Origin of the sequence: Diaphorobacter ruginosibacter, from assembly GCF_040396215.1 — a bacterium.
Taxonomy (GTDB): Bacteria; Pseudomonadota; Gammaproteobacteria; order Burkholderiales; family Burkholderiaceae_C; genus Diaphorobacter_A; species Diaphorobacter_A ruginosibacter_A.
On record NZ_JBEBOW010000090.1, the window covers coordinates 1 to 15,820 of the forward strand.

A 15,820-nucleotide genomic window follows, 5' to 3' on the forward strand; every position below is an offset into this window, starting at 1 on the left:
CGTGGCGCGTTCCAGGCCGAGAAGCTCCATGAACACGGCTTCGTTGTCCGCTCCCAGCGCCGGTGCCGCGCGCGGAGGCGCATTCGGGGTTCCGGACAGGCGGGGCACGACGCCCTGCATCTTCACAGGCCCCAGTTGCGGATGATCCACTTCGATGATGTTGCCGCGCGCGCGGTAGTGCGGATCGGCCAGGATGTCCTCGACCGAATACACGATCGAGTAGGGAACGCCGTACTCGTCCAGCCTGTCCGTGATGTCCCGGGCGTCTCTGGCCGCCATCCACTGCGCCACGATGGCGTTGAGCTCGTGCACCTGCTGCCAGCGGGCGGCATGGCCCTGCAAGCGCGGATCCTCGATCATATCCGGCCTGTCCAGTGCAAGGCAGAGCTTCCTGAACAGGGTGTCGCCCGAGATGGTCATCACGATGAAGCGGCCATCCCGCGTTTCAAAGTTGTTGCCCGGGGCGGCCGCCTGATGCACGTTGCCGGTGCGCTTGCGCGCGATGCCGAGCTGGTCGAACGCGCTGACCATGTTGTCGGTGAAGCGGAACATGGTTTCGTAGAGCGACAGGTCGATCTGCTGCCCCTGCCCGCCGTGCAGGTCACGGTGGTACAGGGCCATCATCACCGCGAACGCGCCCAGAGTGGCGGTCGAATAGTCCGCCACCGAGATGCCCACGCGCACCGGCGGCGCGTCGGGCGTCCCGGTGATGCCCATGACGCCGCTGAAAGCCAGGCCCATCCGGTCGTATCCGGCTCTTCTGGCATAGGGGCCGGTCTGGCCGAACCCGGAAACACTGAGCATGACCAGCCGGGGGTTGGCCTTGGCGAGCTCGTCGTATCCGAGGTTCCAGCCTTCGAGCGTGCCGGGACGGAAGTTCTCGACGACCACGTCCGCCTCGCGCACGAGGCGCTTGAGCAGTTCCTGCCCGGCGGGCTTGCGCAGATCGATGGTGACCGACTTCTTGTTGCGGCCCTCCACGTTCCACCAGAGACTCTCTCCGTCCTTGAACGGGCCGAGTCCTCTCAAGGTATCACCGGTTCCGGGCTGTTCGACCTTGATGACTTCCGCGCCAAAGTCCGACAGGTAGGTGCACGCCACGGGCCCGGCCACCATGGTGCCCAGATCCAGCACGCGCAGCGAAGCCAGCGGTCCCGCGGGCTGGCCGGGCCGGGGCGGTTCGGATGAATTGAATGACATGCAAAGTCCCTCGCGGTTGGAATGGATGGAATACGCCGTGGCGCTTCAATCCGTCCTGGCTCCGGAGGAGCGCACAACCTGCCCCCACTTCTCGATTTCCTGCTGAAGCGTCCTTTCGGCATCGGCCACCGATCCCCCGGTGATGCTCACGCCCTGCTCGGTCAGGTACTTCTTCACATCAGGCTCGGCGAGCACGTCCGCCGACACGTCATGCAGCCTGTTGACGATATTCTTCGGCGTTCCCGCGGCGACGTAGAAATTCATCCAGGACGTCGCTTCATAGCCCGACAAACCGGCCTCCTCCATGGTGGGAATGTCCTTGATGATGTCGGCGCGCACGCGGGCGGTCTGCCCCAGCGCCCTGGCCTTGCCTGCCTGGACCTGCGGCATGGTGAGAAACACCGTATCGATGACCACGTCCGTCTGGCCCGCGATAAGGTCGAGCACGGAAGGGGCGCTTCCCTTGTAGGGAACGTGGTTGATCTGCACGCCCGCCTTGGATTTGAAGAGTTCCATCGCCAGGTGCGGCGAGCCCCCGTTGCCCGAGGACCCATAGGACAGCTTGCCCGGGTTCTTCTTTGCGTAGTCGATCAGATCCTGCAGCGTCTTGAACGGTGAATCGTTCTTCACGATCATCACGAGCGGCATGGCCACGAGATCGATCACGGGCTGGAAATCCTTGAGGGTCTTGTAAGGCAGTTTCTCGCCGACGAGGCTGTCGTTGATCGCAAAGGGAGTGGCGCCCCAGAGAATCGTGTAGCCGTCCGGCTTGCTCTTGGCCACGTAATCGTTACCGATGACCGTTCCTGCCCCGGGCTTGTTCTCGACGATGACCGGCTGGCCAAGTCGCTTTTGCATTCCCGTCGCCATGATGCGGGCAACGCTGTCGGAGGTGCCCCCGGGCGGAAAGGGAACGATGATTTTCAGCGGCTTGCTGGGAAAGCTCTCGTCCGCCCGCGCGTGCGAGCCGGCAAGGGCCAGCGTGGCCAGCAACAGACAGGAAAATTGGCGTTTGTTCAGCATGGTTGTCTCCTTGGATGGTGTTGTCAGGTGCCGGTGAACACGGGCTTGCGCTTTTCCTTGAAGGATGCAAAACCTTCCTCGAAGTCGTTGCTCCTGGCCACGATCTCGGCTTCGCGCCGGTAGCGCCCGAAGGCCTCGGTGCTGCCGGTGGGGAGGATGTCGCGGATGACGAAGCGCTTGAGCGTCCTGAGCACGAGCGGGGCCATCTGCGCCATCTCCGCGGCCACGTCCAATGCGTACTCGACCTGCGTGCCGGTCGGCACCAGATCGTTGACCATGCCGACTTCGTATGCGCGCCTGGCATCCAGAACGCGCGCGCGCAGCATGACGTCCATGGCCACCTTATGCGGGATGCGCGCGGCCAGGCCCGCAATCATTCCCTGCGTGAGTCCCAGCTTGGCCTCCGGATAAGAGAATCTGGCGTTCTCGGCGGCGATGATGAGATCGCACATCATCGGAAGAATCATGCCTCCGCCAACGCACCAGCCCGCCACGGCGGCGATCACCGGCTTCTCGCAATCCACGCCCACGCTGGGAATGCAGCGCCAGAGTTCCGGCACGTCGTTGACGTCGGCCCCGGCGCTGAAGGCCTCGTTGCCCGATCCGGTGATGACCGCCACGCGCTGCCGGCTGGACTCCTCGAATTCCCGCAGCGCCTGTTGCAGGGCAACGGCTGTCCTGGAGCAGATGGCGTTGCGCTTCTTCTCGCGGTTGATCGTCAGCAGCGTGACTCCGTTGGGTTTGTTTTCGACGATGACAAGGTTATCCATAGGTCCTCACAAGATGATGGGATGAAAAGCTTGGTGTGAACGCGGCCGCCTGGCGACACGGCTTTGCGTTGCCTGATGTTTGTGTTCTAAATAGTAGAACTGCATTTCATATTTTTTATTCTCAAACAGTGAAGTCGATGCGTCAATATTTACCCGTCGGTGTTTACCCTGCAGGTCCGTGAAGCGGGGGTGGCGTGGGTCCTGTGGATGGGATGCCAACGCAGAGAGGGCGCATGGCGCGCGAAGGTCAAAGGAGGGGCGGGTGCATGAATCCGCCGTGCGGCGGGTGCGGGATTCATGGCGCGGCCCATCGCGGACGTGGAATAATCCCGGCCCCATGCTGAACACCCAGATCGATTTCCCGGAACCGCGCGATCCTGGCGCGCCGCGCATGCGTTGGCGCTTTGGAAGCCCGGTGCGCGTGTGGCAGGCGAATGCGCCCGAAGAAGTCCCTGAGGTTCTCGACGCCGTGGAGCGTGCCGCGCGCGAGGGCGGCTGGTGTGTGGGCGGTCTCGCATACGAGGCGGCGCGCGCGTTCGATCACGCCTTTGTCACGCACGCTCCGCGCAGCGGCCTGCCGCTTGCCTGGTTCGCGCAATACGATGCGCCCGATGGCGGCGTCGTGGATGCGGATGGCGCCCAGGCCGGGCTGGCCCATGTCCACTGGATGCAGGGTGCGCATGCCGAGCAATCGCGAGCGGCCTTCACTCGGGATATCGAGCGCATACATGCGGCGATCGCGGCGGGCGAGTGTTATCAGGTCAACTACACGGCGCCGCTGCAAGGCTTGCTCAGGGGCTCGGCGCAGGCCTTGTTCGATGCCTTGCGTGAAGCTCAGCCCGGCGGCTACATCGCGGGCATGGGGTGGGGCGATGAATACATCCTCAGCCTTTCGCCCGAACTGTTTTTCGACTGGGACGGCGAGGCGCTTCTGGCCCGTCCGATGAAGGGCACCGCGATGCGTGGCGCCACGCGGCAGGAGGATGCCGCGCTGGCGGAGCATCTGCGGGCGTCACCGAAGGAGCGTGCTGAAAACGTGATGATCGTGGATCTGCTGCGCAATGACGTTTCACGCATCGCCGTGCCGCACAGCGTGCGGGTTCCGCGCCTGTTCCATGTCGAGGCGCTGCCGACCGTGTGGCAGATGACGTCGGACGTCACCGCGCGCACCAGGCAGGGGACGCGCCTGGCGGATGTGTTTGCCGCGCTGTTTCCCTGCGGCTCGGTCACTGGCGCGCCCAAGGTGCAGGCCATGCGGATGATCGCGCAACTCGAGCAGGAGCCGCGCGGCATCTATTGCGGTGCGCTTGGCGTGGTGCGTCCGGGGCCGGACAAGGGCAGCCTGCGCGCGACCTTCAACGTACCCATCCGCACGCTCAGCATTCGGGATGGTTTCGTGCGCTGCGGCATCGGCAGCGGCATCACGGCCAGCGCGAGCGCGGACGAGGAGTGGCGGGAGTGGAAGCACAAGCGGGCGTTCATCGACCGCGCGCTGCCGCCGCTTCGGGTGCTGGAGACGCTGGGGTTGAAAAACGGTGAGTTGCAGAATGCCGAAAGACATCTGGCGCGCATGCGTGCGTCGGCGGGGCACTTTCATCTCGCATGGCCGGAGCAGGCCATCGCGCAGGCGCTGGATGCGTTGCGCGGCGCTCATCCGCAAGGGGACTGGCGCGTGCGCCTGCTGCTCGCCGACGGGGGCGTTTTCGAGGCGCAGGCGTTTGCGCTTGCGCAGACCGCCCAGCCGGTGAGGCTGGCTCTCGCGGATCGTCCGTTTGCTGCCGCGCACAGCGATTTCGTACGCCACAAGACGACGCGCCGAGGGCACTATGCGGCCTTCGAGCCCGCGCCGCAATCCGGTCTGTTCGATGTGATCCTGTGGAACGAAGCGGGGGAAATCACCGAATGCACGCGCGGCAATGTCGCCATGCGGCTGGAGAACGGAGACTGGGTCACGCCGCCGCTTTCCTGCGGCCTGCTGCCGGGCGTGGGCCGCGCGCTGGCGCTTGAATCGGGGCGGGTGAGCGAGCGTGTCGTGTCGCTGCGGGACGCGCGCAAGGTCCGGTCATGGGCGTTCATCAACAGCCTGCGCGGCTGGCTGGACGCCGAACTGCATGGGGATTCTCCAGCCGACCATTGAGCGGGAGGCCATCGAGCGGGAAGCACGGGGGCAGGCCCAAGCCCGCGCCCGGTTCATCCGCGCGATGGCGCTGCTTACAGACGTTCCTTGACGTAGCTTGCGCGATCCATGTCGAGAATCTCGACGCTCAACTGCACCAGCATGCCTGGCGGCTGGGGCGTATGCTTGCGCAATACCACGGCGATGCGTTCGGCCAGATCCTGCTTGGCCTGCGGTGTGCGGCCGGCGAGCAGGCGAAGCTGCGCATGCACGAATCCGCGGTTGTCCGGCTGGGTTCCGATCTCGAAATGCGCGATGCGATTGGTGCGGCTCTTCAAGTCGGCCTCATCCTTGACCTCGGGGCTGGCGCACAGCGAGGCATTCACTTCCTTGAGGATCAGGGCTTCCGGGAAGTCGCTGAGGTTGGCGCTGAAATCGATGACGAGATGGGGCATGGCGGGAATCTCCTTGAAAATGGAATCGTTGTGAATCAGGCGGGCGTATAGGCCAGGCGTACGTATATGGGCGCGAACGCCTCCGCCTGCGTGATCTCGATGAGTGTTTCCTTTGCCAGTTCCAGCAGCGCGATGAAGGTGACTACCAGCACGGTGCTGCCCTTCTCGGGCTGGAACAGCTCCTCGAACTCCACGAAGCGGCGGCCTTGCAGGGTCTTGAGCACGTTGCTCATGTACTCGCGCACGGAGAGCTCCTCGCGCGTGATCTTGTGGTGCTGAACGAGCCTGGCGCGCTTGAGGATGTCGCGCCAGGCATCCTGCAGATCGGCCAGCTCCACGTCAGGAAACCGTGGCTGCAGGCTTTGCTCGATATAGACCTGGGCGCGCAGGAAATCCCGCCCGTACTGCGGCAGGGCGTTCAGGCGCTGGCTGGCGAGCTTCATCTGCTCATACTCCAGCAGCCTGCGCACCAGTTCGGCACGGGGGTCTTCCGGCTCCTCGGCACCCTCCTGCTTCTTGGGCGGCAGCAGCATGCGCGACTTGATCTCGATGAGCATGGCGGCCATCAGCAAATACTCGGCGGCCAGCTCGAGGTTGCGGCTGCGGATCTCCTCCACGTAGCTCAGGTACTGCTGGGTGACCTTGAGCATCGGGATGTCGAGGATGTTGAAGTTCTGCTTGCGGATCAGATAGAGCAGCAGGTCGAGCGGGCCTTCGAAGGCCTCCAGAAAGATCTCGAGCGCGTCGGGCGGGATGTACAGATCCTGCGGCAGCGCGAACAGCGGCTCGCCGTAAAGGCGTGCGAGCGCCACCTGGTCGATGACTTCGGGCAGGCCATCGGCGCCGGACGTGCGCGTGGCGGTCTCGTCTTCGGTGATGGAGGGATCGTTATCGGCCATGGGTGCGCGCCGGCGGAATGTCGTGTCAGCTCAGCGCGGACATGGGCGCGGCATCAGGTGTTGGTCTGATAGACATAGGGCTTCTGCGCGACACGGCCTTCGTTGTATTCCTTCCAGATGTCGCGGTCGACCTGTTTGTCCCACAGCAGCGCGCGGCCCGCCTGCTGCTGCGTGTCCAGCTCGGGTTTTTGTTCCTTGAGCTTGTTGATGAACTGCGTGGTGTCGGATTGATAGTCGGGGCGGCGGAAGAAGGACATGGCTTTGTTTTTCGTGACGCGCGGCATGCGCGGGTGGGGACAAAGGAATTGAACCCGCTATTTTAGCCCGCGAGCGGGGCCATGGGTGCGGCTGCGCTCGGCGGGCCGGGGGTGCTCTGTTTTTGATAACAAGGCTTCGTGTCTCCGGTGGAACTGCAAACATTCGTTGGAGCTGGCTTGCCTGCCGGACTGGGGGCGCAATGCATTCTAAGATCCGCTGTCTGCACGATGATTCATGGAGAATCACAATGGCGGCTATGGATTCGACTGAACCAACAGGAAGGAAACCTCATGGCATTGATGCGCATGGCGCGCGCGGGTTTGGCGGCGGCTCTGGCGGTGGCGGCGATGCTCACGGGATGTGACGACCAGCGCATCAGGGAGCTGGAGGAGGGCGTCTCCACCGAGGTGGATGTGCGCGCCCGGTTCGGCGAGCCCGAGTACATCTGGCGGGAGTCCGACGGCTCGCGCACGCTGGAGTACAACCGCCAGCCCATGGGCGCGCGCAACTACATGATCACCATCGGCGTGGACGGCAAGATGAGCGCGCTGCGCCAGGTGCTGGCGCCGCACAATTTCGAGAAGATCCAGCCGGGCATGAGCCAGGAGCAGGTGCGCCGCACGCTGGGCATGCCCGCCAAGGTGGTGCCCTACCAGCTCAAGCAGACCACGGAATGGGACTGGAACTGGATCGATCCGCCCACGCGCCAGATGCACTTCACGGTGGTGTTCGGGCCGGACAATCGGGTGAAGAACAGCTACAGCGCCGAGAAACTGCACGACGGGCCCTGATGCCGCCGCAGTGCGCGGAGCCGGCCGCGCGCGCATTCATTGCGCCGGGTTTTGCACGTTGGCCGGCCAGCCGGAGTCCGGCGGGCGGGCCGGGGAGAGGCCATCCCCCGGTGGCTCATCATGCGCTTCGTGGGCATCGTGCGACGACTCCCTGTAGCGGATGCGGATTCCGCTGCCGTCGTCCTTTTCCTCATCCCCATCGAGCATGGCGTCGGCCGCCTTGCCGATACCCTTGCCCACGATCTTGACGGTGCCTATCGCCGCGCCTGCGGCCAGTCCGACCACGGACGTGGTGACGCTGACCACCGTGCATCCGGCGAGCGCACTGGCGGCGAATGCGGCGGCGGCCCATGAAAAAGCCCCTCGCCTGCGGGAGCCGAGGGGCTGTTGATCCGTCATGCTCGCGGGCGGCGGCGGGTCAATGAATGCGCATGCCCGGCGTCGCGCCCGGGAACGGTTCGAGCACGTAGATGCCGGGGTTCGCGCTTTCATCCGCGTGGCTGGCCGCCAGTACCATGCCTTCGCTCACGCCGAACTTCATCTTGCGCGGCGCGAGGTTGGCGACCATCACGGTCAGCTTGCCTTCGAGCTGCTCCGGCCTGTACATGCTGCTGATGCCGCTGAAGACATTGCGCATGCGGCCTTCGCCCACATCCAGCGTGAGCTGCAGCAGCTTGGTGGAGCCTTCCACCGCCTTGCATTCGACGATCCTGGCGATCCGCAGATCGATCTTCGCGAAGTCGTCGATCTTGATGGTGGGCGCGATTTCCTCGCCGCCGGGCAGCACGGCCTGGACCACCGGCGCGGGGGGCTCGAACAGGGCGTCCAGCTGCTTGGCGTCGACGCGCTGCATCAGGTGCCTGTACTCGCCGATCTGGTGGTCCTTGCCCAGCGGCCTGCCGATGTCGGCAAACGCTTCCGGCGGCACGATCAGGAAGTTCGCCACCTCGGCGGCAACCTGCGGCAGGATGGGCTTGAGGTAGATGGTGAGGATGCGGAAGGCTTCGATGCAGGTGGTGCACACGTCCTGCAGGCGGGTCTCCATCCCCTCCTTCTTTGCCAGCTCCCAGGGCTTGTTGGCGTCCACGTAGGCGTTCACGCGGTCGCACAGCAGCATGACCTCGCGCACCGCGCGGGAGGTGTCGCGGTTTTCGTAGGCCGCGACGATGTCGTCCTTTTGCTCGCGCAGCCGGGCGATCAGCTCCTGCCCGTCCTGGCTCATTTCACCGAGCTTGCCGCCAAAGCGCTTGACGAGAAAGCCCGCCGCGCGCGACGCGATGTTCACGTACTTGCCGATCAGGTCGGCATTCACGCGCGCCATGAAGTCCTCGGGGTTGAAGTCGATGTCCTCATTTTTGCCGTTGAGCTTGGCGCCCAGGTAATAGCGCAGCCATTCGGGGTTCATGCCCAGGCTCAGGTACTTGAGCGGGTCCAGGCCCGTGCCGCGGCTCTTGCTCATTTTCTCGCCGTTGTTCACGGTCATGAAGCCGTGCACGCAGATCCGGGTCGGCGTCTTGCGGCCGCTGAACTTCAGCATCGCGGGCCAGAACAGCGTGTGGAAGGTGATGATGTCCTTGCCGATGAAGTGGTACTGCTCCAGCGCCGGGTCGGCCATGTAGCTCGCATAGTCTTCGCCGCGGCGGCCCAGCAGTTCCTTGAGCGAGGCGAGATAGCCGACCGGCGCATCCAGCCACACATAGAAGTACTTGCCCGGCGCGTCCGGGATCTCGATGCCGAAATAGGGGGCATCGCGGCTGATGTCCCAGTCGTCCAGGCCTTCGCTGGTGCTGCCGTCCGGGTTGGTGCGCACGCCGAACCATTCCTTGATCTTGTTGGCGACCTCCGGTTGCACGTGCTGCCCGTTCTGGGTCCATTCGCTCAGGAACTCCACGCAGCGCGGATCGGAGAGCTTGAAGAAGAAATGTTCGGACGTCCTGAGCACCGGCTTGGCGCCCGAGAGCGCCGAGTACGGCTCGATCAGCTCGGTGGGCGCGTACACCGCGCCGCAGACTTCGCAGTTGTCGCCATACTGGTCCTTGGCGTGGCAGCGCGGGCATTCGCCCTTGATGAAGCGGTCGGGCAGGAACATGTTCTTCTCGGGGTCGAAGAACTGCTCGATGGTGCGCGTTTCGATGAAGCCGGCCTTCTTCAGGTCGAGATAGATCTCTTTGGACAGCTCGTGGTTTTCGGGGCTGTCCGTGTTGCTCCAGTTGTCGAAGGCGATGTGAAAGCCGTCGAGATACTGCTTGCGGCCAGCAGCGATATCGGCCACGAACTGCTGGGGCGTCTTGCCTGCCTTCTCGGCGGCAATCATGATGGGCGCGCCGTGTGCGTCGTCGGCGCCCACGAAGTTCACCGCATTGCCCTGCATTCGCTGCGCGCGCACCCAGGTATCGGCCTGGATGTATTCCATGATGTGGCCGATGTGGAAGTTGCCGTTGGCGTACGGCAGCGCGGTCGTGACGAATATCTTGCGTGCAGTCATTGGTTCAAACTTTCGGTGAGCCTGCGAAATGCGGCTGGAGCGCGGATCGCGGCGGAACCTTCTATTCTAATTGGTGCTGGTATTCGTTGTATCCGGTGGATTTGGGGCGGGGCGGCGTCCAGCCGAAGAAGGCGCAGATCTCTTCCTTCTTGGTGTCCACGTCCTTGTGCCCGAGCGCCATCAGCTCGTTGGTGAAGCCCGCTTCAAACAGCAGATAGCTTGCCAGCGCCGCGCCGCCGGCGCCCGCCAGCGCCTGCCCGGGTTCGGGCTCTTTCACGCCGACCGTGCCCAGCAGCGCCCGGATGGTGCCGGGCAGTTCGTGGATATGGCGCGAGGCGATCTCGTCGATGCGTTCGCTGGGGGTGAGCACCAGGAGGTTCAGGGTCCGCAGCGGGCTGTGCGCGCGGGCCTCGGGCGGAATGAGCGACAGGGTCTGGTTGACGCGTTCGGCGCGCTCGATGTCCACCGAAAGGGCATCCAGGAAGATGCTCGACAGGGCGTGGCCCCCGATCTGGGCGAGCGAGGGGTAGGCCGGCTCCACGCCGCGCGGGACGACGGCTTCCGGCTCCTTCATGCGTCCGGAGCCCACCACCAGTATGCGGTCGGCCCCCAGGTGGATGGCGGGCGCGATGGGCGCGGTCTGGCGCATGGAGCCGTCGCCCAGGTAGTGCATCTGCCCGTCATAGTTGACCGCGCGCGCGGGAAAGATGAAGGGAATGGCCGAGGAGGCCAGCAGGTGCGCGTGGGTCATGCGGGTGCGCACGGCCTTGCGCTGCGAGCGTATCCACGGGGGGCGCGCGTCGTGCGACTGGTAGAAGGTGATGTGCTCGCCCGTGGTGTAGCTGGAGGCGGTCACCGCCAGGGCGCTCAGGTGGCCGTCCTGGATCAGCCCGGGCAGGCGGTCCAGGCGGATCTGCTCGGCCAGCAGTTCCGCCAGCGGCTGGTTGTTCAGCAGGGCGTGCGGATTGGCCTTGCGCCAGCGCGCGACGGTCCAGCCCAGCGAGAGCAGCGTCAGCCAGTGGGCGCCGCTGCGCAGCACGCTCAGGGAGTCCGCGCGGTACACGTGCGAGGCCTGGAAATTCCGCCATATCCTGGCGAGATGGCGCACGGTGTCGTCGAAATGGTCGGCGCCACAGGCGATCGCCGAGGCGTTGATGGCCCCGGCCGACGTGCCGCAGAGTATCTGGAACGGGCTGTTGCGGCGCGGCAGCCCGCAGGCGATGCGCAAATCCGCAATGGCTTCGAGCACGCCGGTCTGGTAGGCCGCGCGCGCGCCGCCGCCAGAGAGGACCAGGCCTGTCGTCGGGCTGTGATGATCGCTCATGGGCTTATCGGCGGCCCCGGGACTTGAGCAGCATGGCGGCAAGGGCATCGCCCTCGAGCAGCAGCAGGCCGCATTCGTTGGCGAAGGCGCGTGCGTTCTCGGTCAGCGCGCCTTGCAGCACCACATAGACGCCGTGATCGGCCTTCTGCCGCTCGACGGCGTCGCGCAGCTCGCGCAGCGGCTCCACGCCGTGGCTGACGGCTTTCCAGCGGCGGGCGCTCACCAGCGTGACGGCTCCGTTTTTTTCGAGCCGCAGATCGGCCGCCTGGCCGTTTCCCTGCACCCGGCTCACTTGCTGGCCTTCGCTCTGCCAGGCGGACTCGAGCGCGGTGGAAAAATCCTTCCACGACATGGAGGCCGCCTGCGCGCGCATGCTGTGCAGGCTCGTGCTGCTGGGCGCGCGCAATTGCCGCCATGCCGCCACGCAGCCGATCACGAAGATGGGCAAGGCGCCCAGCGCCCCGAACGGCGCCACTTCGCGCGGCAGAAAGGCGCCGCAAACGGCCGCGATCACGAGCACCACGGCAAAACTGATCCACCATGGCGAACGCAGGAGAATCGCGAACAGGGAGTTCTGTGCCATCTTCAATTTCACTGGAAACCTAGCTTTGATGTTGGAAACGGGAAGGAGTTCTGTAATGCCATGGACCAGCATATGGCACTCGGCTTCGATAGACTACCCGACTACTCAGGAGTAAATGAAGTATGGCCATTACTGAACAGGGTCTCATGGAGGCTCTCGCCCAGGTTCGTGACCCCTACAGCGGTAAGGATTATGTGAGCACGCGCGCGGTGCGCAACGTGTCGATCAACGGCGGCGACGTCGCCTTCGACGTGGAAATCGGTTATCCCGCCAGGAGCCTGGTGCCCGAGCTGCGCCAGCAGCTGGTTGGCGCGGTCAAGGGGATGGCCGGTGTCGGGAACGTGTCGGTCAACATCATCAGCAAGATCATCGCGCACACCGTCCAGCGCGGGGTGCAACTGCTGCCGGGCGTGAAGAACATCATCGCCGTGGCGTCGGGCAAGGGCGGCGTGGGCAAGAGCACCACCGCCGTCAACCTGGCGCTGGCGCTGGCGGCGGAGGGCGCGAATGTCGGCCTGCTGGACGCGGACATCTACGGCCCCAGCCAGCCGCTGATGACCAACACGTCGGGCAAGCCCGAGAGCCTGGACGGCAAGCTCATGGAGCCCAAGCGCAGCATGGGCCTGCAGATCAACTCCATCGGCTTCCTGGTGGACGAGGAGCAGGCCATGATCTGGCGCGGCCCCATGGCCAGCCAGGCGCTGGAGCAGCTCATCATGCAAACGCGCTGGCAGGACCTGGATTACCTGGTGGTGGATATGCCGCCCGGAACCGGCGACATCCAGCTCACCATGTCGCAGAAGGTGCCGTTGACTGGCGCGGTGATCGTGACCACGCCGCAGGACATCGCGCTGCTCGACGCCAAGAAGGGCATCAACATGTTCCAGAAGGTCAACGTGCCCATCCTGGGGCTGGTCGAGAACATGGCCGTGCATGTCTGCAGCCAGTGCGGCCATGCGGAGCACATCTTCGGCGTGGACGGCGGCAGGAAGATGGCGGAGAAGTTCGGCATCGACTATCTGGGCGCGCTGCCCCTGGCGGTGTCGATCCGCGAGCAGGCGGACAGCGGCAAGCCGACCGTCGTCGCCGACCCCGAGGGCGACGTGGCGAAGATCTACAAATCGATCGCGCGCTCCGTGGCGGTGAAGATCGCCGGTCAGGCGAAAGACTTCTCGTCCAGGTTCCCGACGATCACGGTCAGCAAGAACACCTGAGCGCCGCAAAGCGCCGGGGCGCATGCGCGCGGGCAGGCAAGGAGACGGCCTTGAAGGAAGAGAAGATCGAGTTTTACACCGGCCCCGCAGGCGGCTGGGGCGCGCTCAACAGCGTGAAGAACACGCTGCTGGCGCAGAACATTCCGATCAAGGGAGCCAGGACGCTGCTGGCGGCCAATCAGCCCGACGGCTTCGACTGCCCCGGCTGCGCCTGGCCGGACCGCAATCACGCCTCCACCTTCGAGTTCTGCGAAAACGGCGTGAAGGCGGTGGCCGCCGAGGCCACGGCGCGGCGCGCGGATCCCGGGCTGTTCGCCCGGCACACGGTGAGCGAACTGGCCGGGCAAAGCGACTTCTGGCTCGAAGACCAGGGCCGCCTCACCCACCCCATGGCGTATGACGCGCGGGACGATCGCTACAGGCCCATCTCCTGGGACGACGCGTTCGCGCTGGTCGCGCGGCATCTCAAGGCGCTGGATGACCCTGATCAGGCGATCTTCTACACCTCGGGACGCACCAGCAACGAGGCGGCGTTTCTCTACCAGTTGTTCGTGCGCGAGTTCGGCACCAACAATTTCCCCGACTGCTCCAACATGTGCCACGAGCCCAGCGGCAGCGCGATGCGCCCGCAGATCGGCGTGGGCAAGGGAACGGTGGAGCTGGCCGATTTCGAGCGCGCCGACGCCATCTTCATCTTCGGCCAGAATCCCGGAACCAACCATCCGCGCATGCTGGGCGAACTGCGCGCGGCGCATCGGCGCGGCGCGCGCATCGTGAGCTTCAATCCGTTGCGCGAACGCGGGCTGGAGCGGTTCGCCGATCCGCAGGACAAGCTGGAGATGGCGATGCTGGGCGCGACGCCCATCAGCACGCACTATTTCCAGTTGCGCGTGGGTGGCGATCTGGCGGCGGTCAGCGGCATGATGAAACATGTGATCGAGCAGCACGGCCAGCGTGGGGATGTGCTCGATCTCGCATTCATCGAAGAACATACGGCGGGTTATGCGCAGCTCGCCGAATGCCTGCGCGCGCAGGATTGGCGGGTGCTGGAGGAAGAGTCCGGCCTGAGCGAGGCGCAGATGCGCACCGCAGCCGATGTCTACATCGGCGCTGAAAGCGTGATCGCCTGCTGGGGCATGGGCATCACGCAGCACATGCATTCGGTGGCGACCATCCAGATGATCGTGAACCTGCTCCTGCTGCGCGGCAACATCGGCAGGCCCGGCGCAGGGGCCTGCCCGGTGCGCGGGCACAGCAACGTGCAGGGCGACCGGACCATGGGCATCTGGGAAAAGCCGCCCGCCGCGCTGCTCGACAGGCTGCGCGACGTCTACGGGTTCGAGCCGCCGCGCAAGAACGGCGTGGACACCGTCGAGGCCATCGGGCGCATGCGCGATGGACAGGCCAGGGTGTTCTTCGCGCTGGGCGGCAACTTCGCGGCCGCCACGCCGGATACCTGCGAGACCTGGAAGGCGCTGCGGCGCTGCGACCTCACGGTGCATGTGGCCACCAAGCTCAACCGCAGCCATGTGGTGCACGGGCGCGAAGCGTTGATCCTGCCTTGCCTGGGACGCACCGAGATCGACGTCCAGGACGGCGGGCCGCAGGGCGTGACGGTGGAGGATTCGATGAGCATGGTGCATGTCTCCATGGGCATCAATCCGCCCGCTTCGGAGCATCTGCTGTCCGAGCCCGCCATCGTGGCCCGGCTGGCTCATGCGACGCTGGGCGGGCAAAGCCGCGTGAAGTGGCTTGAGCTCATCAAGGACTATGCGCTCATCCGCGACGAGATCGAAAAGGTGTTTCCCGACTTCGCGCGCTTCAATGAGCGCGTGGCCGTCGCGGGCGGCTTTCGCCTGCGCAACACGGCCAGCGAGCGCGTATGGGCCACGCCGCTGGGCAAGGCGGCGTTCCAGCCGCACGATGTGCCGCGCGATACGCCGTCACACCGCGCGCGCGGCCGGGTGCGCGACGCGATGGTGTTCACCCTGCTCACCACGCGTTCGCACGACCAGTACAACACCACCATCTACGGCATGGACGACCGGTATCGCGGCGTCTTCGGCCAGCGGCGCGTGGTGTTCATCCATGCGCAGGACATCCGTGCGCTGGGCATGAACGACGGCGACTGGGTGGACATCCGCACCGTGTGGGATGACGGACAGGAACGCCGCGCGGACGGCTTCAGGCTGGTGGCCTACGATATTCCGCGCGGCAATCTGGCGGCCTATTATCCCGAGACGAATCCGCTGGTGCCTTTGTCGGCGGTGGCGGCGAATGCGGGCACGCCCACGTCGAAATCGATACCCGTCGTGCTCGAGCGGCACCGGGCCGTGGCGGCATGAGCGGCGCCAGCGGGCTGCCGCTTGCGCTGCGCATTCTCATGGCGCTCGATTCGGCGCAGCGCGAGCGCGGCGGCTCGCCCGTCGCGCTGTCCCGCCTGTGCAAGATGCTGGATGCCAGCGCCAGCTCCCTGATGCGCGAGGCCGCGCTGCTCGGTGATATGCAGATCGGTGGCCGCCGTGGGCCCGGGCTGCTGCATCTGTATGACGACGAGGGCCGCTGGACGGTGTCGCTGACGGATGCGGGCCGCAGCCTGCTGGCGCAGCGGGGCGCCAGCGGCGCGGACTGATCTTCCGGCGCCTCTCGCCTGAGAACGTGTTTACGATCTCTACGCAGCCGCGTTGGAGTGCAATCGGGAT

Annotated in this window: 15 protein-coding genes; 5 read left to right on the forward strand and 10 right to left on the reverse strand. The window is 65.3% G+C overall.

The features are described from left to right. The 3 genes from ABWP92_RS11745 to ABWP92_RS11755 all read right to left on the reverse strand — a co-directional run. On the reverse strand, positions 1-1,200 hold a 1,200-nt coding region (locus ABWP92_RS11745), incomplete at its 3' end, for a CaiB/BaiF CoA transferase family protein (RefSeq protein WP_353235567.1). A 45-nt stretch (positions 1,201-1,245) separates the two neighbouring features. Continuing rightward, positions 1,246-2,223, reverse strand: a complete 978-nt coding sequence (locus tag ABWP92_RS11750) for a Bug family tripartite tricarboxylate transporter substrate binding protein (RefSeq protein ID WP_353235568.1) — start codon at positions 2,221-2,223, stop codon at positions 1,246-1,248. 23 nt (positions 2,224-2,246) lie between these two features. Continuing rightward, positions 2,247-2,993: an enoyl-CoA hydratase/isomerase family protein gene (locus tag ABWP92_RS11755; RefSeq protein WP_353235569.1), complete on the reverse strand. Its 747-nt coding sequence runs from the start codon at positions 2,991-2,993 to the stop codon at positions 2,247-2,249. Positions 2,994-3,330: 337 nt separating this feature from the next. Here ABWP92_RS11755 and pabB point away from each other — a divergent pair, with 337 nt between their 5' ends. Beyond that, positions 3,331-5,130, forward strand: coding sequence for an aminodeoxychorismate synthase component I (gene pabB, locus ABWP92_RS11760; protein ID WP_353235570.1), 1,800 nt, complete (start codon positions 3,331-3,333; stop codon positions 5,128-5,130). A 74-nt stretch (positions 5,131-5,204) separates the two neighbouring features. Here the strand turns inward: pabB and ABWP92_RS11765 are convergent, their stop codons facing one another. Genes ABWP92_RS11765 through ABWP92_RS11775 form a run of 3 tightly spaced genes read right to left on the reverse strand, consistent with a single transcriptional unit; the run spans position 5,205 to position 6,720 of the window. Then, positions 5,205-5,564: a 5-carboxymethyl-2-hydroxymuconate Delta-isomerase gene (locus ABWP92_RS11765; protein WP_353235571.1), complete on the reverse strand. Its 360-nt coding sequence runs from the start codon at positions 5,562-5,564 to the stop codon at positions 5,205-5,207. A 35-nt stretch (positions 5,565-5,599) separates the two neighbouring features. Next, the gene (locus ABWP92_RS11770) at positions 5,600-6,463 is read right to left on the reverse strand and encodes a segregation and condensation protein A (protein ID WP_353235572.1); all 864 of its coding nucleotides are present in this window, start codon (positions 6,461-6,463) and stop codon (positions 5,600-5,602) included. A 53-nt stretch (positions 6,464-6,516) separates the two neighbouring features. Beyond that, positions 6,517-6,720 (reverse strand): DUF3460 family protein, encoded by a 204-nt coding sequence (locus ABWP92_RS11775; RefSeq protein WP_353235573.1) that lies wholly within the window; start codon positions 6,718-6,720, stop codon positions 6,517-6,519. Positions 6,721-7,011: 291 nt separating this feature from the next. Here ABWP92_RS11775 and bamE point away from each other — a divergent pair, with 291 nt between their 5' ends. Then, positions 7,012-7,512, forward strand: a complete 501-nt coding sequence (gene bamE / locus ABWP92_RS11780) for an outer membrane protein assembly factor BamE domain-containing protein (RefSeq protein ID WP_353235574.1) — start codon at positions 7,012-7,014, stop codon at positions 7,510-7,512. Between the two features lie 36 nt (positions 7,513-7,548). Here bamE and ABWP92_RS11785 read toward each other — a convergent pair whose 3' ends face one another. From ABWP92_RS11785 to ABWP92_RS11800, 4 genes are all read right to left on the reverse strand, one after another. Further along, positions 7,549-7,911, reverse strand: coding sequence for a hypothetical protein (locus tag ABWP92_RS11785; protein ID WP_353235575.1), 363 nt, complete (start codon positions 7,909-7,911; stop codon positions 7,549-7,551). Between the two features lie 19 nt (positions 7,912-7,930). Continuing rightward, the gene (gene metG / locus ABWP92_RS11790) at positions 7,931-9,997 is read right to left on the reverse strand and encodes a methionine--tRNA ligase (protein WP_353235576.1); all 2,067 of its coding nucleotides are present in this window, start codon (positions 9,995-9,997) and stop codon (positions 7,931-7,933) included. A 61-nt stretch (positions 9,998-10,058) separates the two neighbouring features. Continuing rightward, positions 10,059-11,321 carry a patatin-like phospholipase family protein gene (locus ABWP92_RS11795; RefSeq protein ID WP_353235577.1) on the reverse strand — a complete coding sequence of 421 codons (1,263 nt, stop codon included), beginning with the start codon at positions 11,319-11,321 and terminating at the stop codon, positions 10,059-10,061. A gap of 4 nt (positions 11,322-11,325) precedes the next feature. Continuing rightward, positions 11,326-11,904 carry a restriction endonuclease gene (locus ABWP92_RS11800; protein ID WP_353235578.1) on the reverse strand — a complete coding sequence of 193 codons (579 nt, stop codon included), beginning with the start codon at positions 11,902-11,904 and terminating at the stop codon, positions 11,326-11,328. A 122-nt stretch (positions 11,905-12,026) separates the two neighbouring features. On the opposite strand from ABWP92_RS11800, the gene apbC reads away from it, so the two are divergent. From apbC to ABWP92_RS11815, 3 genes are read left to right on the forward strand one after another with little or no spacing between them, the layout of a single operon-like run. Then, positions 12,027-13,118: an iron-sulfur cluster carrier protein ApbC gene (gene apbC / locus ABWP92_RS11805; protein ID WP_353235579.1), complete on the forward strand. Its 1,092-nt coding sequence runs from the start codon at positions 12,027-12,029 to the stop codon at positions 13,116-13,118. 50 nt (positions 13,119-13,168) lie between these two features. Beyond that, positions 13,169-15,463, forward strand: coding sequence for an FdhF/YdeP family oxidoreductase (locus tag ABWP92_RS11810; RefSeq protein WP_353235580.1), 2,295 nt, complete (start codon positions 13,169-13,171; stop codon positions 15,461-15,463). Beyond that, the gene (locus ABWP92_RS11815; RefSeq protein ID WP_353235581.1) at positions 15,460-15,750 is read left to right on the forward strand and encodes a hypothetical protein; all 291 of its coding nucleotides are present in this window, start codon (positions 15,460-15,462) and stop codon (positions 15,748-15,750) included. Before ABWP92_RS11810 ends, ABWP92_RS11815 begins: the two co-directional genes overlap by 4 nt. The last annotated feature ends 70 nt before the right edge of the window (positions 15,751-15,820 follow it).